Source organism: Rhizobium sp. BK176, assembly GCF_024808055.1.
The window spans coordinates 60905-86576 of the sequence record NZ_JANUBV010000022.1 but is presented as its reverse complement, the minus strand read 5'-3'; the positions used below and the strand labels follow the sequence as shown (position 1 = coordinate 86576).

Genomic DNA, 25672 nt, shown 5'->3' with positions numbered 1-25672 from the left:
TCGAAAACATCCACCGCCTAACAGAGCCGGATCTCGGTACTGATGCGAGGCCAGCAGTGCAGCAGCCGTCAATGCGCATCGAAAATCGCGCTTACTTCCGAAGGGTGAGAAATGACCATCAAGTCGAACCCTGAACTATGGGCGGGCGCATAGCATCGGCCGTGAAAGCGAAAATTTGGCACATCTCGCGCTGAAAGACGAGGATCTGTCCGCTTGACTACTCTGCGGGGTCACGTACAGGAGCGCGCCGAAATTCAAGCGGGCTTTTGCCTGTCCAACGTCGGCACGCATGACTGAAGGAGCTCGGATGGTGAAATCCCAATAACCAGGCAATCTGGGACGCCTGAAGATCGTCCTCTAGGTAGCGGATCGCAAGATCACGGCGCATTTGGTCCAGGATTTCGCCAAAGCTTATCCCCTCCGCCGCCAATTTCCGAGCAAATGTCCTCTCGCTTAGACCAAGTCGCTTCGCGACGGCTTTTATGGTCGCCTCGGCATGCGGCAAGAGTGGCGCAATGTTGTTTTCCACGATAGTTCGAAAGCGGCTAGTGTTGGCCAGGCGGGCCGTCATCGCCTCGTCGCACATCTTCAATATCAGTTCGTTGAGAAATGGGTCGTCTCCAACGACAGGGAGCTCCAGTGTTCCGGCGTTGAAAATGATCTCATCCATTTCTGCATCGAACTCGACCTCACACCCAAACGTTCGCCTGATTTGACTCAGGTCGCCAGTTCGATGATGGATGAATCTCACCTTGTGTGGCGAAAGATCCCGTCCGACGAGTTTTCGGCACAAACGCAAGACGGCAAAGGCCAGCAATTCCATCTGGTGCCGGTCCCGATGACGCTGCACGCCGGCGTACGAGACTTCGATGGAGCATGCAGGCCTTTCCCCTAACCTCACGACGAGTGCCTCATTTCCAAGGCTTACGTACCTTGAGAGGCGTTTAAAAGCGTCACCTAGATCATGTGATGAGGCCGCCACGTAATAAAGCATCCCAAGTTCGCGCAGGTCGCACTCCTTGGCCAAGGTGAGACCTATCCACGCATTCTTCAAAGCGTAGCCCACCAACTCCAGGAACCGCATTTGCGCCGTAACATGAATTCGTTGGCGCTCCGCGATGGCCACGCTTGATAGACCAGACTGCAACAGAAGCGGCGCGACCTCCATTCCAGCGCGTTCCAGATGCCGAACTGCCAAACGCGTGGCAAGTCCCCATGCAGTAGGTCCGTTGATCAGGCTCTGAATATTAGCTTTACCCCGCCCAGCCATGGCGTTGTCCCCACCAAGCCAGATATTGCTACTATCTGTCGTGACACGCGCAATCTTCAACCAAGAGCGCTCACTTTTTTTCCAATTGTAATGTGGCAGCTTAGCGCAAACTAATGTCTGCACACGACAAGCCAAGCGCCTTTCCGCGCAATACAACCGCCACCAACAAGAAGACGCCGAATGGACACTCGCGCGACCGCGCGCTTGGTGACGAGTTGCTTCTGTCCTTGGAGCCATATGAGTTGGCCCCTCCCCGACCACCCACGTGGCGAGAATTCCTTCGTCAGTGAGGACGTTCGCCACAACAATCCAACAGATTTGGCTCCTGTATGGGAGACGTACGGCGTCGAACCAGCGAACTACGACAACCAAATCGATGGGCCGTTCTGGCAAGACCATTTTGACACAACCGATAGTCCGACTGCGCGGGCATACAAGCTTTTGCAGAAACTCGATCTTGGTCCGCCCCTCTCGGAAGCAGGTGCGCAGCCCCACCTGATTTCCATGAGGGCGCGTTTTCGGGTGACAACAGCAGATGGGTCAATGCGGGCGACCATCTTGCCCTTTCCCTTCTGCAGGCTCGGTTTATCGATTTGAGCCTCCCAATCGCAATAAAGAGAGGGTAGCGCGCAACGAAGCCAGCCGGGCCAAGAGCCAGGAATACGGGAAGCACGCCCCCGCTAAGGTCCTTGGGCGTGGCCACCAGTGGATCACCGGCGATGACGATTGGACAGCACGAACGTTTTGAGACGCAAATCTGTGCATTGGCCGGGGCGTTCGTGACGACCTCCCAGCGCCTAAGACCGCAAATGAGCGATAGACAAATCTGTGTCCTGGCAGACACGGGCAAACAACTGGCATTCCAGAACAAGCGCCTTCGCTGCAACGACGCTAATACAACCTGAGTGCGAAGCAATCATGCTTCGAGCTAAAAGGAACAACGAACTATGAAGTCTCTCATTATAGCCACCGCCGCAATCACTCTTGCCGCCAGCTCTGCCTTTGCGCAGGCTACGATTGACAGTAAGCCCACCACATCCAACGGCTCGACCGTCGGCCGGTCGTCGTCGTCCTACACCGGCAACGGGGACTACATTGGCGGCAACGGTACATCTGGCGTCGACCAGACAACGGGGCCGGCATCCCGCCCTAACTTGATGCAATCCTATGGTGTGATGAACGGCAATGCCAATGGCTTGTCAAATGGCAACAACGGCAACGGCAGCCATCATTGAGGGTACGCGAGGGGGTAAGCCATTTCCCCCTCCACTCCTAAATAGCGCGAGGCATGAGCACTAACGTTTCCACGGGTTCGATGGAAGCTGATCAAGTATTCGTCTAGCTGCCACCGGTTGCTGCAGCGCGGTTGGCGGAAGGCCCCCATTGGAGCAGACGGATTTGTTCAAGCTTGCTGAAGTCACTGAAAGTGGCTCTTTTCTGACAGATCCTTTCACTTTCGAGCAAGTCCATTGAGCCGCCCCACTTGCCGGTCCTGTGGCGCCATGCGCGCTCAATGCTGATAGCACGCCGCGTGAGCCTATGCGAAAACAGTACTTCGCTTCGTTGCGAGCAGAAAAACTATAGGCTCGAACGAGCCGTCGCTGAATTTCAAGTCCTTTGAGGTCGCAAGACCGGCTTAGGCGTTCCTAATTCGAATCAACGCATGGACGCACAATCTCGCGGTCTGAGTTAGCGAACGCGCGGCGCTCTCGCCACAAAACGTGACTTCATCTCTCCGATTGCCTTATCGGTCGCTGCGGCTTCCCGCACGACCGCGAACACCAGCCTCGCTCCAACTTTACCCCATAGATAGTCACATCAAATCTTTGCCGGCAAGCGGCCGCGCACAGATCCCCATCGCGGAGGCGATCTTGATGGAAGTTGCAATGCTCACAGGGGAGCGACTCCCCGTGGAGAGAGCGGCCCCTTGGTCCGCCCGTGATCGCAGCGTCTCGCCTTGAAATCATGATCCGCAGAATTTCGGGCGCCCCGCGCCCTTCGACCAACGCCATGAAGGCAACGCCCTGCCCCGGAGAGCATTCAATTGAGCGGTATCAAACTCAGCATCTGCATCCCGACCTACAATCGGGAAGCGTATCTGCGCAACGCACTCGAGCATTGCGAAACCTACGACTTCGACTTCCCCTACGAGATCGTAATTTCCGACAATGCCTCAACCGACAATACGGCTGAGGTCGTCGAAGAGTTCATCGCGAGGGGCCTTCCGATTCGCCTTTACCGTCGCGCAGTCAACGGTGGGCCGTACAAGAATATCGCGAGCTCGTTCCACCACGCGGTCGGTGAGTATTCGATCTATCTCGCCGACGACGACTTTCTCATTCCCGAGGGCGTCAAGGCGGCGGTCGCCTACCTCGATGCTAATTCCGACGTGTCCGCCTGCCACGCGCCCTGGTATCTCTACGACGAAATCAATGACCGCGACCTCACCACGTTCTACAAGGTCGATGAGGACACCAAATTCGGCCAACATGACTTCGTCGAAGTGTTTCAGTTCCTGTTCGAACGCCACATCTTCCCGGAAATTGCGATCTACCGCTCGTCGGCACTGCGCTCCGTGTGGGTTCCACGCGACTTTTGCTTCTGCTTCTTTCCCTATCTCGCTCATGTGCTCGACCAAAGCGGCGTGGCCTTCCTCAAGCAGCCGTTCTATCGCTCCGTCGTCGCCTCGAAGGTGGCCCCCGACCGCTCGCAGACGGGCAACGAGGAGGTTATGGTCGCCTGGGACAAGTATCGCGGCGGGCTCGAATACTTCCTGTACATGGCCGCCAAGCGCGGAAAGCTCAGCACGACGCCCGAGGCACGTGCGATCTACGAGGAAATGTGCAAGGTCTTCACGCTCAACCGCATGGCCGTCGCGGTTCGCTTCTGGGCGGTTCGCAAGGATTTCATCAAGGCCTACGAACTTTATACACGCATCGCGCTCGGAGGCATGGGCGATCACCCCGAAGTCGCGGCACTGCGCGAATCCTTCCCGATGCTGGTCGCCATGCAGACCCTCGCTTATCAGGTGACCGCAACCGCAGGCGTCGATCGGCTCATTCTCAGCGGCATGGCCGATCCGGCATTGATCACCGAACTGCTTCGCGATGTCGGTCTACCGCCGGAAATCGATGTCACCGCCGACCTCGACGACAATGATCCGATCGGGATCGAAAATACAATGATCTTCGCAGCCGATATGGCCCGCCGCGAGACATTCCTTGAGCGCGGCTACAAGCCCAACATGATCTTCATCGAGAGCGACTTGACGCAGCACATTCTCATCTAACGCCGGTCTGTGGCACAGTCGTCCAGAAACGGCTGGCCATCTGCATCCGCCGATATCACCGCGCCGGCGCGGCGTCCTGGACGCGCAGCTGAATGCGTCGTGAGCCCTGATAGTGGTCCGCGCCGAGAGAGCCGGCAACGTGCAGGCTGGCGCCCCTGGAATTCAGCAACAGGTTGCCCAGTTGCGTATCGGCAGCCCGAAATGCAATCCCGTCCAGCCGGGTGCCGTCCATGGCCTCGAGCGTCACTTTCACGTGCTTCTCGCCCACCAGGCGGGAGTCGCGAAGACGGTGGGCTGGAATCGCAAAGAGAGGCTGCGCGTGGCCAGAACCATAGGGGCCGGCTGTCTCGAGCCGATCGATCAGATCGAGGGTCGCGCCGCTGGCTGCAATCGCCCCGTCGATCTTCAACGTCTCGTTGGCGACGAGCGCCGCTACTGTCTTTTCGGCACGTTCATAAAAAAAGCTGCGTAGACGGCCGAGCTTGTCGCGCTCAACGGTGAGGCCGGCAGCCATGGCGTGGCCGCCGCCTTTGATCAGCAGGCCTTCGTCCACCGCTGCGCGCACCATCTTGCCCATGTCAAAGCCGTTGATCGAGCGGCCCGAGCCGGTACCCTTGCCGGACGGGTCGAAAGCGATGGCAAAGGCCGGGCGTTTGAACTTTTCCTTGAGACGGGCTGCAATCAGGCCGACGATCCCAGGGTGCCACTTTTCATGCGCGGTGACGATCACCGAGGCGCCTGTGCCATCCCCGTATTCCGCCAGCGCCTCCGCCTCGGCTTCCTGGAGCATTGCCGCTTCCATCGCCTGCCGGTCACGGTTGAGCTCGTCCAATCGCTGGGCGATCGCCTCGGCCTCGCCCGTGTCGTCGAGAGTGAGCAGGCGGCTCCCGAGCGCAGCGTCGGCGATGCGTCCGCCGGCATTGATGCGCGGGCCGATCAGAAATCCGAAATGGTAGGGCGTTACAGGCCCGGCGAGACCGGCCTTGCGGAACAGCGCGGACAGGCCGGCATTGCCCTGATGTCGCGCGGCGATCAGCCCTTTGACCACGTAAGCGCGGTTCAGGCCCTTCAGCGGGACGACGTCGCAGACAGTCGCAAGCGCAACGATATCGAGCCATTGCAGCAGATCGATCGATTTGGCGCGCGGATCGCCAGCCTCTCGCAACAACCGCAGCGTCGCGACGAGAACCAGGAACACGACGCCAGCGGCGCAAAGATGTCCCTGCCCGGAGAGATCGTCCTCGCGGTTCGGATTGACCAGCGCGTGGCAACGCGGCAAATCGTGTGTCACCTGGTGGTGATCTATGACGACGACGTCGATATTGCGCCTGGCAGCTTCGGCCAATGCGTCGTGGCTTGTCGATCCACAATCAACGGTGACGATCAGCCGTGCGCCATTGTCGATCAGGCTGCCGATTGCCGCAGCGTTGGGGCCATAACCTTCAAAAACGCGATCCGGAATATAGATCTCAGCCTTGACGCCGAAGTGCTTGAAAAATCGGAACATCAGCGCCGACGACGATGCGCCGTCAACGTCGTAGTCACCGAAAATTGCAACCTGCTGCTGGCTTCGAATTGCCTCCATAAGCCGCCTGGCAGCCTTCTCACAATCCGTCAGCGTATAAGGATCAGGCATCAGGCCACGAAGGGTCGGATCAAGAAACTCCAGCGCTTCGTCAGCCGTGACGCCGCGTCCGGCGAGAACACGCGCAATGAGTTCAGGCAGCCCGTGCATCTGCGACATGGCGAGCGCCCGGTTCTGGCCGGCTTGATCGAGGCGCGCAATCCAGCGATTGTCCAACACGGACTTCTCGACGCCCAGAAACGCGCGCTGTACAGGATCGGCCGGAATCTCCATCTCGTCTGCTGCCCTCAACGCTTGTCACCGCCCCGAGACAGGGCGCGATATCGGCAGCTTTATGCGGCTTGGATCAGCCGCACAACGGTTTTGGACACCAGGCATGACGTTAGCTGTGGATGCACGCATCAGAGCTGCCGCCGGATTCGGCACGCCATAACGCCCGTGGAAGACTCAGTCTTCCTTCGGCCGCTCGATGCGGATCACCTGCGGCTCTCCGACATGGTAACCCTCGCCCTTGATTGCGGCGACCGCCTTGCGGACGGACTCTTCGGTTGTCGCATGCGTCACCATGATGATCGTCTGGTGATGCGACGGCGCCAGATGCTGCTTCGAACGCTGTACGATCGATTCCAGCGAGATCTGGTTTTCCGCCATGTGGGTGGCTACACTCGCGAACACGCCGGTGCGGTCGAGTACCGTCAGGCGAATGAAATATCCGCCTTCGTGGCTTTGCATCTGCGCCTTGCGATAGGGCTCCAGCGACTTGGCAGGATGGCAGAGAACGGGAACGCGCTGTGCGCCGGGTCGGCTCTTGGCGATGTCCGCGATGTCACCGAGCACCGACGAAGCCGTTGCGTTGCCGCCGGCGCCCGGGCCGACCATCAGCAACTCGCCGAGAACGTCCGACTCGATCGCAACCGCGTTCGTCACGCCATCGACCTGCGCAATCACAGAATCGACGGGCACCATGGTCGGATGCACGCGCTGCTCGATGCCGGTATCCGTGCGCTGCGCAACGCCGAGCAGCTTAATGCGGTAGCCGAGATCGGCTGCAGCGTGAATATCCTCGATCGAGATGTTGGTGATGCCTTCGAGATAGATATCGTCGGCAGCGATCTGGTTTCCGAAGGCAAGTGTCGTGAGAATCGAGAGCTTGTGGGCGGTGTCGTTGCCTTCAATATCGAAGGCCGGATCGGCTTCTGCATAGCCGAGGCGCTGTGCTTCCTTCAGGCAGTCGGCGAAGGACAGGCCCTCTTTCTCCATCTTCGTCAGGATGTAGTTGCAGGTGCCGTTCATGATCCCGTAGATGCGGGAGATCGTGTTACCGGTCAGTGACTCACGCAGCGCCTTGATGACAGGGATGCCGCCGGCAACGGCTGCTTCGAAGTTCAGCAACGCGCCCTTCTCTTCCGCGATCGTCGCCAGCTCGACGCCGTGATAGGCAAGCAGCGCCTTGTTCGCGGTCACCACATGGAGACCACGCTGCAGAGCCGCGCGCACGGAGCTGTTCGCGGAACCGTCGACTCCACCCATGAGTTCGACGAAAACGTCGATGTCGCCCTTCTCCGCCAGATCTTCCGGCCGGTCGAACCATTCGATGCCGCCAACATCGATGCCGCGGTCCTTGGTCTTGTCGCGGGCGGAAACACCCGTAATCAGGATCGGGCGTCCGCACGTTGCGGCCAGCTCGTTGCTGCGCTGCTGAATGATACGGACAAGCGAAGCACCAACGGTACCCAAGCCCGCAATGCCGATTTTGAGGGCATCTGCCATGGATCGATCCTGAAATGTGTCATGAAGGGCAGCCGCCGAAGCGGCTGCCGTTGAGGGGATTATATCAGCGATGTGCGTTGAGCGAGATGACGTTGTGCATCGTCTCGTCTGCCGTCGACATGAACTTCTTGATGTTGCGGGCTGCCTGGCGAATACGGTGCTCGTTCTCGACGAGCGCCAGACGCACGTAGTCGTCGCCCATTTCGCCGAAACCGATGCCCGGCGCGACCGCCACGTCGGCTTTCTCGACGAGCAGCTTGGAGAACTCGAGCGAACCGAGGTGACGGAACTTTTCCGGGATTTTGGCCCAGGCAAACATCGTTGCTGCCGGCGGCGGCACCTCGAAGCCGGCCTTGCCGAAGGTATCCACCATGACGTCGCGGCGACGCTTGTAGACGTTGCGGACTTCCGCAATGTCGGAGCCGTCGCCGTTCAGCGCGTGCGTTGCCGCAACCTGGATCGGCGTAAACGCGCCGTAATCGAGGTAGGACTTGACGCGCGTCAGTGCCGCGATCAGGCGCTCGTTGCCGACCGCAAAGCCCATGCGCCAGCCCGGCATCGAGAAGGTCTTCGACATCGAGGTGAACTCGACGGTCACATCCATTGCGCCCGGAACTTCTAGCACCGACGGAGGCGGCTCGCCGTCGAAGTAGATCTCGGAGTAGGCAAGGTCGGACAAGACGATGATGTCGTGCTTCTTGGCGAAGGCGATGACGTCCTTGTAGAAGTCCAGCGTCGCCACAAAAGCCGTCGGGTTGGACGGATAGTTGAGGATCAGCGCCAGCGGCTTTGGAATCGAGTGACGAACCGCGCGCTCCAGCGGCGGGAAGAAGCTCTCGTCCGGCTCGACTGACATCGAGCGAATGACGCCGCCGGCCATCAGGAAGCCGAAGGCGTGAATCGGGTACGTCGGGTTCGGGCAAAGAATCACGTCGCCAGGCGCCGTGATTGCCTGCGCCATGTTGGCGAAGCCTTCCTTGGAGCCCAGCGTCGCGACGACCTGCGTGTCCGGATTGAGCTTCACGCCGAAGCGGCGCGCGTAGTAGGCGGCCTGCGCCCGGCGAAGGCCGGGAATGCCCTTGGACGACGAATAGCGGTGTGTGCGCGGGTCCTGAACCACTTCGCAGAGCTTGTCGACGATCGCCTTCGGGGTCGGAAGGTCAGGGTTTCCCATGCCGAGATCGATGATATCGGCCCCGCCCGCTCGCGCGCTTGCTTTCAAACGGTTGACCTGTTCGAAAACGTAAGGCGGCAAACGCCGGACTTTGTGAAACTCTTCCATTTCTTTCCCCACGGAAATGCGGCCACCGCGGCCGCGCTCGAAGTTCGTCCTAAATTCCCGGCTGTTCGCGATACGAACTTCAGAATCACAAACGCCGTATTCATCAGACTTGCGTCACACGGCAATTCTTTGACAGAGAGCCGTGCAGGCCTTGCATTATCGGGAAAAATTCATCTTCCGCCACTGATGGAAGGCTTTGCTTCCAAATCGCAGCGAAGGCAAGGCCTAATTGGCGATTTCCGAGAGCGTATCGGCGCCGTGCTCGGCAGCCAGCTTGCGGAATTCCGCAACGCGACGCTGATACTCGGCTTCCGAGATCGTGCCGGCCTTGCGCTGGGCGGCGAGTGCCGTCAACTTCTGCTGGAGCCCGCCGGCCTCCTGATCGCTCATCTGGACGTTTGCGGCTGTTAGCGGCGCACCAAACCCGGGATAGCCGTCCTTGTAGTGCGACAGGCCGCTCACGGTCGGCGCCTCGCCCTTTGTCGCATTCATGACAACAGGGGTGGGCGCTGCCTGGCTGGCGCGGAAAGCGGCCTTTTCCTCAGGCGTCTGCAGGCATCCGGCAAGCGTCATGGCCGCGGCGGCGCTGATGAGCGCGATGCGGGTCACGTTTGCGATGATGCGGATGCCGTTTGTCGTCATGTGCCAGAGGTCCCAAATCCTGCGGTGCTTCGACTGTTAGATTCGTCGCAGCCACAAAGCAATAGCACGAGCAAGCGTCAGCGGAACTTGTTTTATCGATCTTTCCAGATGTACAACTCAATTTGCAGGAACATGCTGCCGCCGGAGGAAACGCGTGACCGACAGCAAGCAGGAAAACGGCAACAAGGCAAAGAACCCGGGCTTCAATGCAAAGGATCTAGATCCCTACCTGTTGAAAGATCCCGAGGCCATGGCGGTCAACTTCGCCCGTGCGCTCGAAAATCTCGGCAAGGCGGCAACTGCCTGGCTTGCGCCGCGCGAACGCGGCGAGATCGCTGAGAATGCGGCAGAGCCGATGACCGATATGGTCAAGACGCTCTCCAAGGTCACCGAGTACTGGATCGCCGATCCTCGCCGCACCTTCGAGGCGCAGACGCAGCTGATGAGCAGCTACTTCGGAGTCTGGATGCGGTCGATGCAGCGCATGCAGGGCGAGACGCCGGCGGAAGAATCGGTCAGCAAGGACAAACGCTTTGCCGATGAGGACTGGCAAAAGAACCCGTTCTTCGAATTTCTAAAGCAGGTTTACCTGATCACCGCAGATTGGGCCGAGAAGATCGTCGCCGAAACCGACGGCCTCGACGAACATACGAAGCACAAGGCCGGCTTCTATGTGAAACAGATCACGGCCGCCCTTTCGCCAACCAACTTCGTCGCCACCAATCCGCAGCTTTATCGCGAAACGATTGCCACCAGCGGCGAAAACCTGGTTCGCGGCATGAAGATGCTCGCCGAGGATATCGTCGCCGGCCAAGGCGACCTGAGGCTTCGCCAGACAGACATGACCAAATTCGCCGTCGGCCGCGACATGGCGCTTACTGCCGGCAAGGTGATCGCGCAGAACGAGATCTGCCAGATCATCCAGTATGAGCCGACGACAGAGACGGTGCTGAAACGCCCGCTCCTCATCTGCCCGCCGTGGATCAACAAGTTCTACATCCTCGATCTCAACCCGCAGAAATCGTTCATCAAATGGTGTGTCGACCAGGGACAGACCGTCTTCGTGATTTCCTGGGTCAATCCAGACGCCCGCCATGCGCAAAAAGACTGGGCCGCCTATGCGCGCGAGGGCATCGACTTTGCCCTCGATACGATCGAGAAGGCGACGGGCGAGAAGGAGGCGAACGCTGTTGGCTACTGTGTCGGCGGCACGCTGCTTGCCGCAACGCTGGCGCTGCATGCCAAGGAGAAGAACAAGCGGATCAAGACCGCCACCCTTTTCACGACGCAGGTGGATTTCACCTATGCCGGCGACCTCAAAGTCTTCGTCGACGAGGAACAGTTGGGACGGCTTGAAGCCCATATGGACGAGATCGGCTACCTCGACGGTTCGAAGATGGCAACCGCCTTCAACATGCTGCGGGCCTCGGAGCTGATCTGGCCCTACTTCGTCAACAATTACCTGAAGGGCCAGGATCCCATGCCCTTCGACCTGCTCTTCTGGAATGCCGATTCCACCCGCATGGCGGCAGCCAACCACGCCTTCTACCTGCGCAATTGCTACCTCAGGAACGCGTTGACCGCCAACGAGATGATCCTTGACGGCCACAAGCTGTCGCTCAAGGACGTCAAGATCCCGATCTACAACCTAGCAACCCGCGAGGATCATATCGCGCCGGCAAAATCGGTGTTTCTCGGCAGCCAGTTCTTCGGCGGCAAGGTCGATTTCGTGCTCGCGGGCTCCGGCCATATCGCCGGCGTCGTCAATCCGCCGGACAAGAAGAAATACCAATACTGGACCGGTGGCGCGGCAAAGGGCGACTACGATGCGTGGTTTACTGAAGCCGCCGAAAATGCCGGCTCGTGGTGGCCACACTGGCAGGCCTGGATCGAGGCCAAGGATGGCAAGCGCGTGCCCGCCCGGAAGCCGGGCGGTGCCGCGCTCAACGCCATCGAAGAGGCGCCGGGAAGCTATGTGATGGAGCGAGCCTAGGGTCGAGACCTTAACCCATCACTCCAGGAAGATCAGGCTGGCCGGCGATGGTGGCAGCGGCTTGAAAGCGACAACGCGGAACCCAGCCGATTCGGCCATGTCGGCAAGCTCTTGTTGCGTATAAGCGTCGCCTCTCGGCGTCGTGGCCAGCATGACCATGGCAAAAGCAGCCGGGAACTCCGGCGAGACGCGATCCTCGTTTGGAACGAACTCAACGATCCCGACCCGCCCCCCGGGAACCAGGTTCGCTCGCGCCTTCTTCAAAAGCGCGATGCAGCCGTCAACATCGAAGTGATGAAGGAAGTTCGGGAGCAGTATGAGGTCATAGCCGCCGCCCCAATCGACTCCGAACGCACTTCCAGCCTGGAAGGTGAACCGGTCCGCCACGCCCGCCTTCGTCGCATTCTCTTGGGTTACAGCAAGAACCGGTTTCCAATCGAGTGCAACCACGCGTGCCGACGCCGCCACCTTGGCGATTTCGATCCCGAAGAACCCGGGGCCGGCGGCAATATCGAGCACCTTGCTTGGCGGCGTTGGCCACGTCGCGACATCCGATGCCAGGGCTTTTGCGCTTACGCCGGTGAACGCACCCATGGCGCGGGCAAACTTGACCCACACCGGATTGTCAGGGGCGACGTTCGCCAAGCCGACGGAACCGCCATTGCGGACATAGGCAGCCGGGTCGTCGAGCAGCAACGACACCATTTGTGGCGAGCCGAGGAAATCGATGGCAGCCCCCATATAGGCTGGCGAGCGCCGATCGAGAAAGACCTGGCTCGACGGCGTCAGCGCGTAATTGTCGCCGCCCTTCGTCAGGAAACCGGAAGTCACCAGAAAGTCGCAGAGAATGCGCACTCCGCGCTCGGCGCAACCCAACTCCGACGCGAGCATCGCCGCGGTTTTACCGTCCCCGGCAAGTCTCGTGAAAACATCGAATTCGATGGCCGCCTTCATCGCGGCCGTTTTCCGAAATGCGAACATCGCCTCGACCAGCAAGGCCGGCGAGACCTCTTCATGAACCACTTGCGTCGAAGACATCGGCTTTTCCCTCCCAGCGTGGAGCTACGACGGGAAGGACATATAGCAGAATCCGCACTTCTCGGCACGTCATGAGAAGAGGGAGGATTGCGCAAAAGAAGGCCGCGGCGATGCGCAAAGGCCCCCGTTTCAATTTCGAACGGCTTGCGCGCTCCCGTAAAGGAATTGGTTACCATAATTCGTCATCCTACCAGGCAACCGGACATATTAGCGAGCCGCAATTTAGCCCTGATGCTCCTATACCGGCCCCGGCGAAGAAGATCAGTTAGTACCGCCGGCCCAGTAACGAGTTGTGAAAGACGAGTGTTATGGCGTTGGCGGTCGATGTGTTTAGCAGTAGCAGGCCCATAGGTACCCCCATTTCTCGTTTCGTTTCCGCTTTCCGCTTCCTTTCAGGTGCAGCTCTTATCGGTGCCGGGTTTGCCGCTTCAGCTTGGGTCGTCGCCACCGTCGCGACCATGCATATGGTCGCTCCGAGCGCGGGTCCGCTTGCCAACGCCGCGCTTGCACCCCTAGCCGTCACCAACGCTGAGCCGACGCAGCGCCTCGTTCACGTCAAGAAATTCTCGAGGCTGCGCATGAGCACCGAGAGTGAACTGGCGCTGGCAAGGGGCGTTCGCGTGGCGACCCCGTCCGCAGCGCTCGCAGCAGCATTCGTCGGGCAGTCGGAGCCTCTTACCGTTTCTGAAGCCTCGCCGAACAAGCCGGCCATGATTGCGGCAGCAACAGCACCTGCCCAGCCGGCGCGGGCAAAGGATGACGCTGTTACGACGACACCTGTCGCCGTTGCCTCGGCTGATCGGATCATCATTCCCTCGAAGGCAGAGGTCGCGGCAGCCGAAGGCCCTGCCCTACTGGCGCTCGCCGCGCAACCCGAGGCCGTCATCAAGGGGCAGGTCCCGCCCGCCGCCCCCAAGCCTGGCCCGGTCGAGGTTGCAAGCCTTGCGCCGGCCGCGCAACCGGCTCCGGCCACAAGCCAGCCGTTCGATCTCGTGTTGAGCGGCAGCGACACGTCGATCCCTTTGCCGATGGCTCGGCCCGACGGCCTGAGCAAGCGCGCGACGCCTAGCGATCGCAGCGCTCCAGCAGAACCGGTACTCGCCTATGCCCGGCCGGATGCGGGCGCCTCGGATGATGACGAAGACGCGATGCCGACGGTAAAGAAGGGACTGTCTGCCCCGGTCGCGCGCAGCGGCGTCGCGGTGTACGACATTTCCGCCAACGTCGTCTACCTTCCGAACGGCGAACGCCTGGAGGCCCATTCCGGCCTCGGCAAGATGCGTGACAACCCGCGTTTCGTGCATGCCAAGAACCGCGGACCGACCCCACCGCACACGTACAATCTGACGATGCGTGAAAGCCTCTTCCACGGTGTCGAAGCGATCCGCCTCAACCCTGTCGGTGGCGCAGGCTACGTCTATAACCGCGTCGGTCTGCTCGCGCACACCTATATGCTCGGCGCCCGCGGCGACTCCAACGGTTGCGTATCCTTCAGGGATTACAAGCGCTTCCTCGCCGCCTTCAAGCGCGGCCAGATACGTCAGCTGGTTGTGGTCACCAGTATGCCGAACAAGCCGACTTCCACCTTCGCCTCGCTGTTTTCGTCCCGCTCCTGAGTAGGTCGTTATCAATAAAAGACATACTCGATTTTCCCCGTATTGATCGGCTATGCCATCATCCCCTCGTCCCGCCGCGGATACACCGCAAGGCGTTGCGGCGGGGCGGGAACGGCGCCGGATGTGGAAGAAGGACGTGAGCTTCCGCATCAGGGGTCCGCAGAAAATGGTCTCCCTCCGGGGACGGCGGCGTCCGCGCGAATGCGGCGCCGAGTTGAGCCTCGGACGTGCCTGTGTGGCACACATGGCCCCCTGAAGAAGCTTGGGCTTCCTCCGGCAAGGCTGCAGAGGGACCGGAGTTGCGGGCACAAACCGCCGAACGGGGCGCTGGGAAGCGCCATATTGTTTTTACTCCAGCGAGGCAATTTCCAGCGCCCCGTCCGAGTGACATGCAGGATCAAGCCACGGGCCGAAAGGATCGCGTGTAGGTTAGTGCTGCGGTCGGTTGAAAGGCCGGAGCGCAGGTTCAAAGCGACCGCGCAGCCAGAAATAATGTTCCACCCATTGATCGCGATGGACGAACCCGGCATAGCTGCATTATGTACCAGAATGACAATCGCTAAGGGCCTGCAATGGTGAATTATATCGAAGCCTCTTCCGCACCGTCGAAGAATACGGGCGCAATCAGGCTCTACGATTCCGAAGCTTTCGAGGGAATGCGCAAGGCTTGCCGCCTCACGGCGCGCTGCCTGGATGAGCTGGCCGCTGTCGTAAAGCCCGGCTTGGCGACCGATGCAATTGACCGTTTCGTCTTCGAGTTCGGCATGGACAACGGTGCTATTCCGGCGACCCTCAACTATCGCGGTTACACGAAATCGACCTGCACCTCGATCAACCATGTCGTCTGCCACGGTATTCCGGATGCCAAGCCGCTGCGCGAGGGCGATATCGTCAATATCGACGTCACCTATGTGGTCGATGGCTGGCACGGCGATTCAAGCCGGATGTATCCGGTCGGTACCATCAAACGCGCCGCAGAGCGGCTTCTTGAAGTGACTTACGAATCCCTGCTGCGCGGCATCGCGGCCGTTCGCCCTGGCGCTCGCACCGGTGCAATTGGGGAAGCCATTCAAACGTACGCCGAAGCCGAACGCTGTTCCGTCGTGCGCGATTTCTGCGGCCATGGTGTAGGCGCCCTCTTCCACGACTCCCCGAACATTCTGCACTACGGGCGCGCCAGCGAGGGACCGGAGCTGCGTGAGGGCATGATCTTCACCATCGAGCCGATGATCAACCTCGGTCGTCCGCATGTGAAAGTGCTGGCCGACGGCTGGACCGCCGTCACGCGCGATCGCTCGCTTTCCGCGCAATACGAACACACGGTCGGCGTCACCGCCGACGGCTGCGAGATCTTCACTCTTTCTCCCGGCGGCCTCGACCGCCCCGGCCTTCCGCCCTTGAACCGATGAGCACTTGATGACGAAGGGTCCTGTTTCGCACTCCAACGACGCCGAACTGCCCTTCGCCACCAGCGACGGAAGCGATGAACGCTCTTTCTTCGCGGAACAGGCCGCCAAACCGGCCTCGCTGGTGAAACAATCCAATCTCCCGGCATCGCTTGGCAAGGAAGAGCACTACCACGGCCACCGGGAGCGATTGCGTGACCGCTTTCGCCAGCATGGCGATACGGCGCTTGCCGACTACGAGCTGCTCGAATTGCTGCTGTTCAGATTGATCCCGCGGCGCGACACCAAACCGATCGCCAAGGCGTTGCTCGAGCGCTTCGGTTCACTCGCAGCGGTTTTCGGTGCGCCTCTGCCGCTGCTGCAAGAGGTAAAGGGCATCGGCGAGGCCGTGGCACTCGATCTGAAACTGATATCGACAGTGGCGCAGCGAACCCTGAAGAGCGAACTGCGCGGCAAGCAGGTGCTCTCGTCCTGGTCGTCGGTCATCCAGTATTGCCATGCGGCGATGGCGCACGAGACACGCGAGCAGTTCCGCATTTTGTTTCTCGACAAGCGCAACGCGTTGATCGCCGATGAGGTTCAGGGACGCGGAACGGTCGACCATACGCCGGTTTATCCGCGCGAGGTGGTGCGGCGGGCGCTCGAGCTTTCCGCCACCGCCTTGATCTTGGTCCACAACCATCCTTCCGGGGATCCTACGCCGTCGCGCGCCGATATCGACATGACGAAGATGATTGTCGACACGGCAAAGCCGCTCGGGATCACGGTCCACGATCACATCATCATCGGCAAGGATGGCCATGCGAGCCTCAAGGGCCTGCGTCTGATTTAGGGCCCGGGCCGCTTCAGGTGCCAGTCAGGTTTGGGTGGCAAAGCGAGGACGCTGCAACCGTCCTGCTTCGAGACCTCCATGACCACGATCGCCCCCCGCCAATTTCCACGGTCCTGGAGACTTGCAGTACAATGTCTTGCGCTCCTCACGCTCACGATCGGCGGCTACGCCGTCTACCTGTTCGCGACCGACAATTTTCATAGCGTAGTCGCCGGCGAGGTCTACCGCTCGTCGCAGCCCTCCCCGCGGGCCATCGCGGAGTTCGAGAAGCGCTACGGGATCAAGACGATCATCAGCCTGCGTGGCGGCGTCAATACCCCCGTGTGGCAAGCCGAAGTCGCACAAGCGAAGTCGCTCGGTATCGAGCACATCGATTTTCCAATGTCCGCTTACAGGGAGCTTACTCCGGAGCAGGCGAAGGAATTGATCCAGGTCATGAAGGACGCTCCGAAACCCTTGTTGATCCATTGCCTGTCCGGTTCCGATCGCACCGGGCTTGCAGCAGCCCTGTACCTTGCGGCAATCAGCAAGACGAACGAACACGTGGCGGAGGGACAGATGTCGATTCTCTATGGCCATATTCCGCTTCCGATCAGCCGCGCTTTCGCGATGGATCGCACCTTCGAGAAGCTAGAACCCCTGCTTGGCTTCAGTGAATCCTGATATTCGCTCATAAAATATTCTGCAACATTGACCTGCTACCCGTGGACGCGCGACATACTGCGTCGCAAAAATGATTCCAGCTTAGCAATCGGGGCCAGGTGAATGTTCCAGTACGATCTCGTTGTTGTCGGTAGCGGTCCGGCAGGCCGCCGCGGCGCTATCCAGGCCGCAAAGCTCGGCAAGAAGGTACTGGTCATCGAACAGGGCAAGCGGGTTGGCGGCGTTTCGGTGCATACTGGCACCATCCCCTCAAAGACGCTGCGCGAAACGGCCCTCAATCTCTCGGGTTGGCGCGAGCGCGGCTTCTACGGCCGATCCTACCGGGTGAAGGAGGAAATCAGCGCCGATGACCTTCGGCGGCGCCTGCTGATCACCCTTGATCACGAAGTCGAGGTGTTGGAGCACCAGTTCGCCCGAAACCGCGTGCAGCATATCAGGGGCAAAGCAAGCTTTGTCGACGCGTCGACGCTCGAAGTCGTCAAGGACGACGGCGAGGTCGTCAAGGTCACCGGGGCGAGTGTCCTGCTTGCGGTCGGCACGAAACCGTTCCGCCCGGACTACATCCCGTTCGACAACAAGACGGTACTCGACAGCGACGAACTGCTCGATATCGGAGAGCTGCCGCGCTCGATGGCTGTCATCGGCGCCGGCGTCATCGGCATTGAATATGCCACGATCTTCAGCGCCCTGGATACCGCGGTCACAGTCATCGATCCCAAAACGACGATGCTCGACTTCATCGACCGGGAAATCGTCGAAGACTTCACCTATCAGCTGCGCGATCGCAACATGAAGATCCTGCTCGGCACCAAAGCCGACAAGGTAACGCGCCTGGACAACGGCAAGGTAGAACTAAAGCTCGACAATGGTCGCCACCTGGTGACTGACATGGTTCTGTTTGCTGCCGGACGTCTGGGGGCGACCGACACACTCAATCTACCAGCTGCCGGGCTGGAAGCCGACAGCCGCGGTCGTCTTAAGGTCAATCCGGAAACCTTCCAGACTTCGGTACCGAACATCTATGCCGCCGGCGATGTCGTCGGCTTCCCGAGCCTCGCGTCCACATCGATGGAACAGGGTCGCATCGCCGCCCGCGTTGCGATCGGCGCGGTCGCAAAGGAGCCGCCAAAATACTTCCCTTACGGCATCTACGCCGTGCCTGAGATTTCCACCTGCGGCTTGACCGAGGAAGAAATGAAGGAGCGCGGCATTCCCTATGAATGCGGCATTGCGCGCTTCCGCGAGACGTCGCGCGGTCATATCATGGGCCTCGATACGGGGCTTCTGAAGCTCATCTTTTCGCTGAAGACGCGCCGGCTGCTTGGCGTGCACATCGTCGGCGAAGGGGCGACCGAGCTGGTGCACATCGGCCAGGCCGTGCTCAACCTCAAGGGCACGGTTGAGTATTTTGTGGAAAATACGTTCAACTATCCGACTCTCGCCGAAGCCTACAAGATCGCCGGTCTTGATGCATGGAACCGGATGGGCGACATCAAATCGGAACTTTGACAGCTAGCCATCGAGCTCTACCGCAAATCTTTGGCGATTTATCAAACAAAAACAGAATGATAGTAGCGTACAAAAATCCGTTCGGCCTGACTTATTTGTGTCAGATAGTCCCCGTAAAACCTTCCCTTGTATAATCCACCGCGTCTGGTAGCGTCCATTTTCGGGGATTTCTCTTACCAGCGAGTGACCGTGCAAGATCTGCCAAAGACTGCCGAACGGAATTTCCAGCTCATCCTGATCAAGCCGTCGCATTACGACGACGACGGCTATGTGATCCGGTGGTGGCGGGCGATGATCCCCTCCAATTCCCTGGCCGCGATTTACGGAATCGCCTCCGACTGTGCAGAACGCGAGGTGCTGGGGCCAGGGGTCAAGATCGAGATCACGGTCATCGACGAGACCAACACGCGGGTCGACACTCCGGCGCTGCTGAAACGACTCGCACAACACGACAATTTCGGGATGGTTGCGCTGGTCGGTGTTCAGTCGAACCAGTATCCCCGGGCACTGGACATCGCGCGCCCTTTCCGCAAGGCCGGAGTTCCGGTTTCGATGGGCGGCTTTCACGTGTCGGGGTGCCTCGCCATGCTCGACGGCAAGGCGGTCGGCCTCGATGCCTGTCGCGAGATGGGTATCTCGATGTTTGCCGGAGAGGCTGAAGGACGCCTGGAGCGCGTGCTGCAGGATGCGGCCAGCGGCCAGCTTGAGCCACTCTACAATTTCATGAACGACCTGCCGAGCATCGAAGGTGCGGCCGTCCCATTCCTGCCGAAAACCAATGTGGCGCAGACGCTCGGCCTCAGCACCAGCTTCGACGCCGGACGCGGCTGCCCCTATCAATGCTCTTTCTGCACCATCATCAATGTGCAAGGCCGCAAATCACGCTTCCGCTCGGCCGACGATGTCGAGAAACTGGTGCGGATGAACTGGGCGCAAGGCATCCACAAGTTCTTCATCACCGACGACAATTTCGCCCGCAACAGAGATTGGGAAGCAATCTTCGACCGCTTGATCGAACTCCGGGAGAAGGACGGCATTCCGCTTGGATTGATGATCCAGGTCGACACCCTCTGCCACAAGATCCCCAACTTCATCGAAAAATCGAAGCGCGCCGGCGTTACGCGCGTCTTCATCGGGCTCGAAAATGTAAACCCCGATAACCTGACCGCGGCCAAGAAGAACCAGAACAAAATTACTGAGTACCGGAAAATGTTGCTTGCCTGGAAGGCGCAAGGCATCATGACATTAGCCGGATACATTCTTGGCTTCCCGGCAGACACGCCAGAGACGATTCGACGCGACATCGCGATTATCCAGCACGAACTGCCGCTTGATGTCATCGAGTTCTTCGTGCTGACGCCACTGCCGGGCTCCGAAGACCACCAGACTCTATGGAAGAAGGGCGTCGAGATGGACGCCGACCTCAATATTTATGACGTCGAGCACGTCTGCACGGCGCATCCGAAGATGACCAAGCAGGAATGGGAAGACATCTACCAGGAGGCCTGGTCGCTCTACTATTCGCCAGAGCACATGAAGACGCTGCTGCGCCGGGCCGTTGCCACGGGTGTGCCGCTCGCCAGTCTCGTAAAGGTCCTTGTGTCGTTCGCCACGACTGTACCATTGGAAAACGTGCATCCATTGCAGAGCGGCCTTCTACGGCTCAAGCATCCCTCGGAACGGAGGCCCGATCTGCCGCGCGAAAGCGCTTTAATCTTTTGGCCGCGCTTCGTCTGGGAAACAGTCACCAAGCACGTGTCGCTAGGTGCAACCATTGCCAAGCTTGCAGTCAGCGCCTTCTTCATCGCACGAGACAAAAAGTCGAAGACCTATATGGACCAAGCACTGACACCGGTCGGTGACCATGAGGATGAGACGCTTGAACTCTTCACGAAGACAGCGGGCGGGCGAGCTGCGGTCTCCCACATTCACAAGGTCGCGGAATTAACCCACGCCCACAAGGTGCGCCCGGCCGTCTGAGGCCGAGCGCCACCGTCGACAGCCCAAGAACGGACGGTTATATCTGTGCCGCGGAGATCGTTGCTATGTTGAGTAGCGACGCAGCTTGAAGCGTGTCAAGGAACTCTACGCACTCAATCACCTTGCCGTTCTCGAAGGTCATCTTGTCCATGACCTCGGTATCGAACTTGGTAGTACCGTGCGGCATCTGCCCCCTACGATGGACCAGCGCCACATTGCCATCGACATGGATGTCGAGGATCTCAAGCGCCGTCATATCCCAAGTGTCGATGAAATGCCGCATCGTCGCGCGAAGTGCAGCACTGCCGACAACCGGCTCGGTGAGCGGCGCCAAATACCGACTTCCGGCCGCGCGGAAAATGCAGTTGTCACCGAGGAATGACATAAGGACATCAAGGTCCCCCTGATGTCGCGCCTCGAAAATCTGCCTTGTCAGGTCTTTCAAGTCTGCGCCGGAAGTCATCGTCAATCCCTCCCCTGCCAGCAATACGCAGCTTGCATCCGAACATTCTAAAATGCAACCAGATGGTGCGCCTCAAGCGCAGACCGGATAAGCGGTGACCTGAAAGCAACATGCGGCCTGGAGAATAAAAAAGCCCCGCACAAGGCGGGGCTTTCTGTAAGTTCATTTGGCCGAAGATTACTCGGCGCTGTCCTCGGAAGCCTTCTTCTTCGGAGCGGCCTTCTTCTTCGGAGCGGCGGCTTCTTCGCCTTCGGAAGCCTCAGCCTTGGCAGCTGCCTTCTTCTTCGGAGCAGCCTTCTTGGTTTCCTTCTCCGAGCCTTCGCCTTCTTCGTCGGCGAGAAGCTCTTCCTTGGTGACCTTCTTGTCCGTAACGTCGATCTCGGTCAGCAGGTGGTCGATGACCTTTTCTTCGAAGATCGGTGCGCGGATAGAGGCGGCTGCACCCGGCTGGCTACGGAAGAAGTCGAGGATCTGCTTTTCCTGGCCCGGATACTGACGCAGCTGCTCGTAGATGGCGCGCTGCATTTCGTCTTCGCTCACTTCAACGCCGGCCTTTTCGCCGATTTCGGAGAGAACGAGGCCGAGGCGAACGCGGCGTTCAGCAAGCTTCTTATATTCTTCGCGAGCCTTCTCTTCGGTCGTGTCTTCGTCTTCGAAGGTCTTGCCGGACTGAGCGAGGTCGTTGGCGACCTGGTTCCAGATGCCGTTGTATTCTGCTTCGACGAGCGAGGCAGGCGTCTCGAACTTATACATCTCGTCCAGCTGGTCGAGGATCTGGCGCTTGACCTTCTGGCGGGTCATCGACCCGTACTGCGATTCGATCTGGCCGCGGACGATTTCCTTCAGGCGGTCAGCAGACTCAAGGCCGAGCTTCTTTGCCAGTTCGTCGTTGATTTCAACGTCGGCCGGAGCTGCAACATCCTTGACGGTGACGTCGAAGGTTGCTTCCTGGCCAGCCAGGTTCTTGGCCGGGTAGTCAGCCGGGAACGTGACGGTGATAGTCTTCTCGTCACCAGCCTTCGTGCCGACCAGCTGGTCTTCGAAGCCCGGGATGAAACGGCCGGAGCCGAGAACCAGTTCGGCGCCCTGATCGGTGCCGCCTTCGAAGGCAACACCGTCGACCTTGCCGAGGTAGTCCATGGTGATGCGGTCGCCGTCGGCAGCCTTGCCCTTCTTGGTTTCGTAAGAACGGGCGCTTTCGGCAACCTTGAGAACCTGCTCGTTGACTTCCTCGTCGGAGATATCAACGACTTCGCGGGTGATCTTGACGCCCTTGACGGACTTCAGCTCGATCGGCGGCAGAACTTCATAGGAAAGCGTGAACTCGAAATCCTTCTGCGCAGCCAGGATCAGTTCTGCTTCGTCCTTGTCTTCCGTCATCGCGATTTCAGGCTGCGTCGCGGACTTTTCGCCGCGCTCCGCCAAGATGGCAGTCGGCTGTTCGCGAACGATCTCGTTGACGAGGTCGGCCATGATCGACTTACCGTAGACCTTCTTGAGGTGAGCGGCCGGAACCTTGCCCGGACGGAAGCCGTTGATGCGGACCTTGTCCTTCACGTCGGCAAGACGCTCGTTCATCTTGACTTCCATGTCCTTGGCCGGGATTACGACCTTGATTTCGCGCTTCAGCCCTTCAGCGAGCGTTTCGATAACCTGCATGTCTTCCTACCTCATTTCGTGGCGGCCGTGCCCAGACGCCGTTCGTTTCGATGAGCACGACGCCGGAAAGTTGCCGAGCGTGGCTTGTTCTCAATTCTTATTCATTCCACCCAAGGCGGAACGGCGCTTGCTTCCGGGTATCGAGGGACACCGGTTTCGGTCCCCCCGCCTGCAAGCCAGCTTTTGGTGCGGGTAGAGAGACTTGAACTCCCACGCCTTGCGGCACCAGAACCTAAATCTGGCGTGTCTACCAATTTCACCATACCCGCGTTCTCAAAAACCGCATGCATATGCCTGCACATGAGGCCTTCCGGAGCGCGGCGTCTCTATATCACCCGATTTGGGAGAGGCAAAGGAAAAATGAAGAGCAAATGACAGTGTTTTTGCCCGCACGAGCAGGCCTCCACACCCATTTGGCCTCTATTCAATAAAGAGGCTCGTCGTAAGCGGGCTTGCCGTCGACAAGCAGGCTGCGGATCTGCGGCGTTCCGTCGGACGCCACACGAACGGCAATGGATACATCACCATCTTGGCGAGCCCGCTCGAGGGCCGTCCCCTGCCCTTCGGGAACGTAGTAGCGTTCGATCCCGTACTCAACGCGAAGATGATCGGCGGAACTGGGACCGTAGCTGTAGAAAGGTCTGGTGTGCAAAACGACAGTCCCCGCCTGCTCCGGCAAAGGCGCGAACGATGATTCGACAATGCCCCAGAAGCCCCCTTCACCAGGCTTCAAGCGCACCCAGAGGCTCTTGCTACCCTGATCCTGCGGCACACCACCAATGATCGAGGCGACCGGGACCGAGGATATGTCGTAGTTCAGCACCACGTAGTCGCCGCGCAGAAAGTCGCGCGGATCGACCGGCGCAGTCTTTAGAAGAATATCGGCGCCGCTACGCAAAATCGAAGCACGACTCTCAATGACGTACCCCAGCACCGCCGTCTGCAGAGCGGCAACAATGACTGCGGCGACAATGTAGCGGCGCCCTGAGCCTTGCATTGAAAAGACGCTCATACGCTTGCCCCCTGCGTTCTCGATGCAAATCGCCGCTCAAGCCGAATGACGATCCATGCCACGACAGCAACGAAAAGCCCCGAGAACAAGAAGAGGCTGGATGTACCGAGAATCGATCCGACCGTCACCGACGCAAGATAGAGCATCTCCACCGCAAACATGGTGTAACCCAGATAGCGCACCGCGCCGTTGTCGCGGCCCTGGAGCCCGATCGCAAGAATCGCGGCGCCGAGCGTCACCACCGCCAATGTTACGAACTGCCAGCCATGCTCGAGTTCGACGTGCAGGAAGAACAAGCCAATCACTGCCACGAGGAACGCGTAGAACGCGGGCGCGGAACCGGCGCTTCTGACGAGTGCAGAAAGACGCGGCAGCGGCAGGCTGACGACCACGAAAGCCAGCATGCCGGCAACAAAATAGACGAGCGCAAGCCAGAAATTTTCGTTGACCGCATAGATCCAAGTCAGCCAGCCGACAAGCAGCAGATATGCCAGATGCCGCACGCGGCCTGCACCGGTGAAGCGCACAAGGCCAATGACAACCACCGCCATCAACGGCACGACCCAAGGATCAAGACCGACCCACCGGGTATCGTAGGTGTCGAGATAGGCGGCAAAGCTGCCCCACGACAAAAACCCCGCCACCGCAGCGACGACGCCCGAACGGAACAGAATCGCCGAAACCACGGCAATGACGAACCAGAGATACATCACCGTCAACTCGTCGCCCGACAGATGATACATCTGCCCGACCAGCGAAATCGCCCCGCCGAAGGATAGGGTGCCAATCACCAGCAACCCGCTTGCCGCCGCGATCGCACCACGCCTCAACATGGCGGCCGCGCCGAGATGCACGGTCCAGATAACCGCAACGATGACTACCAGGCGCACGAGGCGCGGGATGGCGTCCCAGTTCGAAGCCACGACAAGCAGGATCGCCGCGCCGAGCAGGATTGCGGCAAGGATCATCAACACCTTGCCGAGGCTGAAGCTTGCCGGACGGGCATCATATTCCCCCAACAGCGCTCCTGCGGTCGCTTCCGGCAAAAGCCCTTTTTCCACCCAAACTGAAAGATCTCGCTCCAGTCGACCGCGGTACATGCCCTACTCCACCAAACACGCAATGACGCGCTTTCTCCTTACTTTATAGCCGTTGATTGAGCAGGAGGGAAATATTCCCATATGAATTCCTCATTGTACAAATTAGGCGCGCGCCTTAACCGATCGATAACGTCAAATCGCTAATATATGCTCCATACTCGCAGCCATGCACTTGATGCATGGGCAGCATGAGAATATTGCACTGCAAAATCGAGATCGGCCATCCTATATGCTTGATCATAAGACAGGGAATGGCGTCCTTGCCCGGATTTCCGGAAGCCTGCGCAGATGATCTTCGTAACGAGATTCGGAGCAGCGCACTCCTCCTCCCAGCGCCCTCCGATAGACTGGCAACACTCCTCCTCCCAGTTGTCAGTCACTCTAATGACGCCCACCGGATCCTCCCCCGGTGGGCGTTTTGTTTTCGGAGCACAGCCGCCTAAGCCCAACGTTTCCAGCGATCTGCGGCAGGACCATGACAATCGCTCAGGCGGAAGCTCGCGCACGACAGATATGACCACCAGGCCCGCCCTCGCAAGCAAACGGAAAAATCGTCGCTCGCG

At 59.5% G+C, this 25672-nt stretch carries 19 protein-coding genes and 1 tRNA gene; 9 read left to right on the top strand and 11 right to left on the bottom strand.

Going from position 1 to position 25672, the window contains the following annotated elements; translation table 11 throughout:
• Nucleotides 1-217: 217 nt before the first annotated feature.
• Nucleotides 218-1330, bottom strand: a complete 1113-nt coding sequence (locus FHT76_RS34950; RefSeq protein ID WP_246712712.1) for an AraC family transcriptional regulator — start codon at nucleotides 1328-1330, stop codon at nucleotides 218-220.
• A gap of 887 nt (nucleotides 1331-2217) precedes the next feature.
• Here FHT76_RS34950 and FHT76_RS34945 point away from each other — a divergent pair.
• Nucleotides 2218-2505, top strand: a complete 288-nt coding sequence (locus tag FHT76_RS34945) for a hypothetical protein (protein ID WP_183756959.1) — start codon at nucleotides 2218-2220, stop codon at nucleotides 2503-2505.
• 809 nt (nucleotides 2506-3314) lie between these two features.
• Nucleotides 3315-4559 (top strand): glycosyltransferase family 2 protein, encoded by a 1245-nt coding sequence (locus FHT76_RS34940; RefSeq protein WP_183864164.1) that lies wholly within the window; start codon nucleotides 3315-3317, stop codon nucleotides 4557-4559.
• A gap of 55 nt (nucleotides 4560-4614) precedes the next feature.
• Here the strand turns inward: FHT76_RS34940 and recJ are convergent, their stop codons facing one another.
• From recJ to FHT76_RS34920, 4 genes are all read right to left on the bottom strand, one after another.
• A complete protein-coding gene (gene recJ, locus FHT76_RS34935) occupies nucleotides 4615-6417 on the bottom strand; it encodes a single-stranded-DNA-specific exonuclease RecJ (RefSeq protein WP_183864222.1) in 1803 nt (600 codons plus the stop codon).
• A 174-nt stretch (nucleotides 6418-6591) separates the two neighbouring features.
• Nucleotides 6592-7914, bottom strand: a complete 1323-nt coding sequence (locus FHT76_RS34930) for a homoserine dehydrogenase (RefSeq protein WP_183864163.1) — start codon at nucleotides 7912-7914, stop codon at nucleotides 6592-6594.
• Nucleotides 7915-7978: 64 nt separating this feature from the next.
• Nucleotides 7979-9196, bottom strand: coding sequence for an LL-diaminopimelate aminotransferase (locus FHT76_RS34925; protein ID WP_024314005.1), 1218 nt, complete (start codon nucleotides 9194-9196; stop codon nucleotides 7979-7981).
• 225 nt (nucleotides 9197-9421) lie between these two features.
• Nucleotides 9422-9838, bottom strand: a complete 417-nt coding sequence (locus tag FHT76_RS34920) for a hypothetical protein (RefSeq protein ID WP_183756963.1) — start codon at nucleotides 9836-9838, stop codon at nucleotides 9422-9424.
• 154 nt (nucleotides 9839-9992) lie between these two features.
• Between FHT76_RS34920 and phaC the strand changes: the two genes are divergently transcribed.
• Nucleotides 9993-11831: a class I poly(R)-hydroxyalkanoic acid synthase gene (phaC, locus tag FHT76_RS34915; protein ID WP_259129679.1), complete on the top strand. Its 1839-nt coding sequence runs from the start codon at nucleotides 9993-9995 to the stop codon at nucleotides 11829-11831.
• Between the two features lie 18 nt (nucleotides 11832-11849).
• On the opposite strand, the gene FHT76_RS34910 is transcribed toward phaC, so the two are convergent.
• On the bottom strand, nucleotides 11850-12869 hold the full coding sequence (locus tag FHT76_RS34910) for a class I SAM-dependent methyltransferase (RefSeq protein ID WP_259186330.1): 1020 nt from the start codon (nucleotides 12867-12869) through the stop codon (nucleotides 11850-11852).
• A gap of 308 nt (nucleotides 12870-13177) precedes the next feature.
• Here FHT76_RS34910 and FHT76_RS34905 point away from each other — a divergent pair, with 308 nt between their 5' ends.
• The 6 genes from FHT76_RS34905 to FHT76_RS34880 all read left to right on the top strand — a co-directional run bounded on the left by FHT76_RS34905 (nucleotide 13178) and on the right by FHT76_RS34880 (nucleotide 20875).
• Complete coding sequence (locus FHT76_RS34905) at nucleotides 13178-14485, top strand: tlde1 domain-containing protein (RefSeq protein WP_405049295.1); 1308 nt, start codon at nucleotides 13178-13180, stop codon at nucleotides 14483-14485.
• 572 nt (nucleotides 14486-15057) lie between these two features.
• Nucleotides 15058-15894, top strand: coding sequence for a type I methionyl aminopeptidase (gene map / locus FHT76_RS34900; RefSeq protein ID WP_183864159.1), 837 nt, complete (start codon nucleotides 15058-15060; stop codon nucleotides 15892-15894).
• Nucleotides 15895-15901: 7 nt separating this feature from the next.
• Nucleotides 15902-16723 (top strand): DNA repair protein RadC, encoded by an 822-nt coding sequence (radC, locus tag FHT76_RS34895; RefSeq protein WP_259129672.1) that lies wholly within the window; start codon nucleotides 15902-15904, stop codon nucleotides 16721-16723.
• Between the two features lie 78 nt (nucleotides 16724-16801).
• Nucleotides 16802-17386, top strand: a complete 585-nt coding sequence (locus tag FHT76_RS34890) for a tyrosine-protein phosphatase (RefSeq protein ID WP_183756969.1) — start codon at nucleotides 16802-16804, stop codon at nucleotides 17384-17386.
• A gap of 102 nt (nucleotides 17387-17488) precedes the next feature.
• Nucleotides 17489-18895: a Si-specific NAD(P)(+) transhydrogenase gene (sthA, locus tag FHT76_RS34885; protein ID WP_016553785.1), complete on the top strand. Its 1407-nt coding sequence runs from the start codon at nucleotides 17489-17491 to the stop codon at nucleotides 18893-18895.
• A gap of 183 nt (nucleotides 18896-19078) precedes the next feature.
• The gene (locus FHT76_RS34880) at nucleotides 19079-20875 is read left to right on the top strand and encodes a B12-binding domain-containing radical SAM protein (protein ID WP_405049294.1); all 1797 of its coding nucleotides are present in this window, start codon (nucleotides 19079-19081) and stop codon (nucleotides 20873-20875) included.
• A gap of 37 nt (nucleotides 20876-20912) precedes the next feature.
• On the opposite strand, the gene FHT76_RS34875 is transcribed toward FHT76_RS34880, so the two are convergent.
• The 5 genes from FHT76_RS34875 to FHT76_RS34855 form a co-directional block, all read right to left on the bottom strand.
• Nucleotides 20913-21338 carry a nuclear transport factor 2 family protein gene (locus FHT76_RS34875; RefSeq protein ID WP_183864155.1) on the bottom strand — a complete coding sequence of 142 codons (426 nt, stop codon included), beginning with the start codon at nucleotides 21336-21338 and terminating at the stop codon, nucleotides 20913-20915.
• 177 nt (nucleotides 21339-21515) lie between these two features.
• A complete protein-coding gene (gene tig / locus FHT76_RS34870) occupies nucleotides 21516-22997 on the bottom strand; it encodes a trigger factor (RefSeq protein WP_183864154.1) in 1482 nt (493 codons plus the stop codon).
• Nucleotides 22998-23181: 184 nt separating this feature from the next.
• Nucleotides 23182-23266: transfer RNA gene (locus FHT76_RS34865), tRNA-Leu, on the bottom strand.
• A 155-nt stretch (nucleotides 23267-23421) separates the two neighbouring features.
• The gene (locus FHT76_RS34860; protein ID WP_183756973.1) at nucleotides 23422-24009 is read right to left on the bottom strand and encodes a GDYXXLXY domain-containing protein; all 588 of its coding nucleotides are present in this window, start codon (nucleotides 24007-24009) and stop codon (nucleotides 23422-23424) included.
• On the bottom strand, nucleotides 24006-25109 hold the full coding sequence (locus FHT76_RS34855; RefSeq protein ID WP_183864153.1) for a DUF2157 domain-containing protein: 1104 nt from the start codon (nucleotides 25107-25109) through the stop codon (nucleotides 24006-24008). Before FHT76_RS34855 ends, FHT76_RS34860 begins: the two co-directional genes overlap by 4 nt.
• Between the last annotated feature and the right edge of the window lie 563 nt (nucleotides 25110-25672).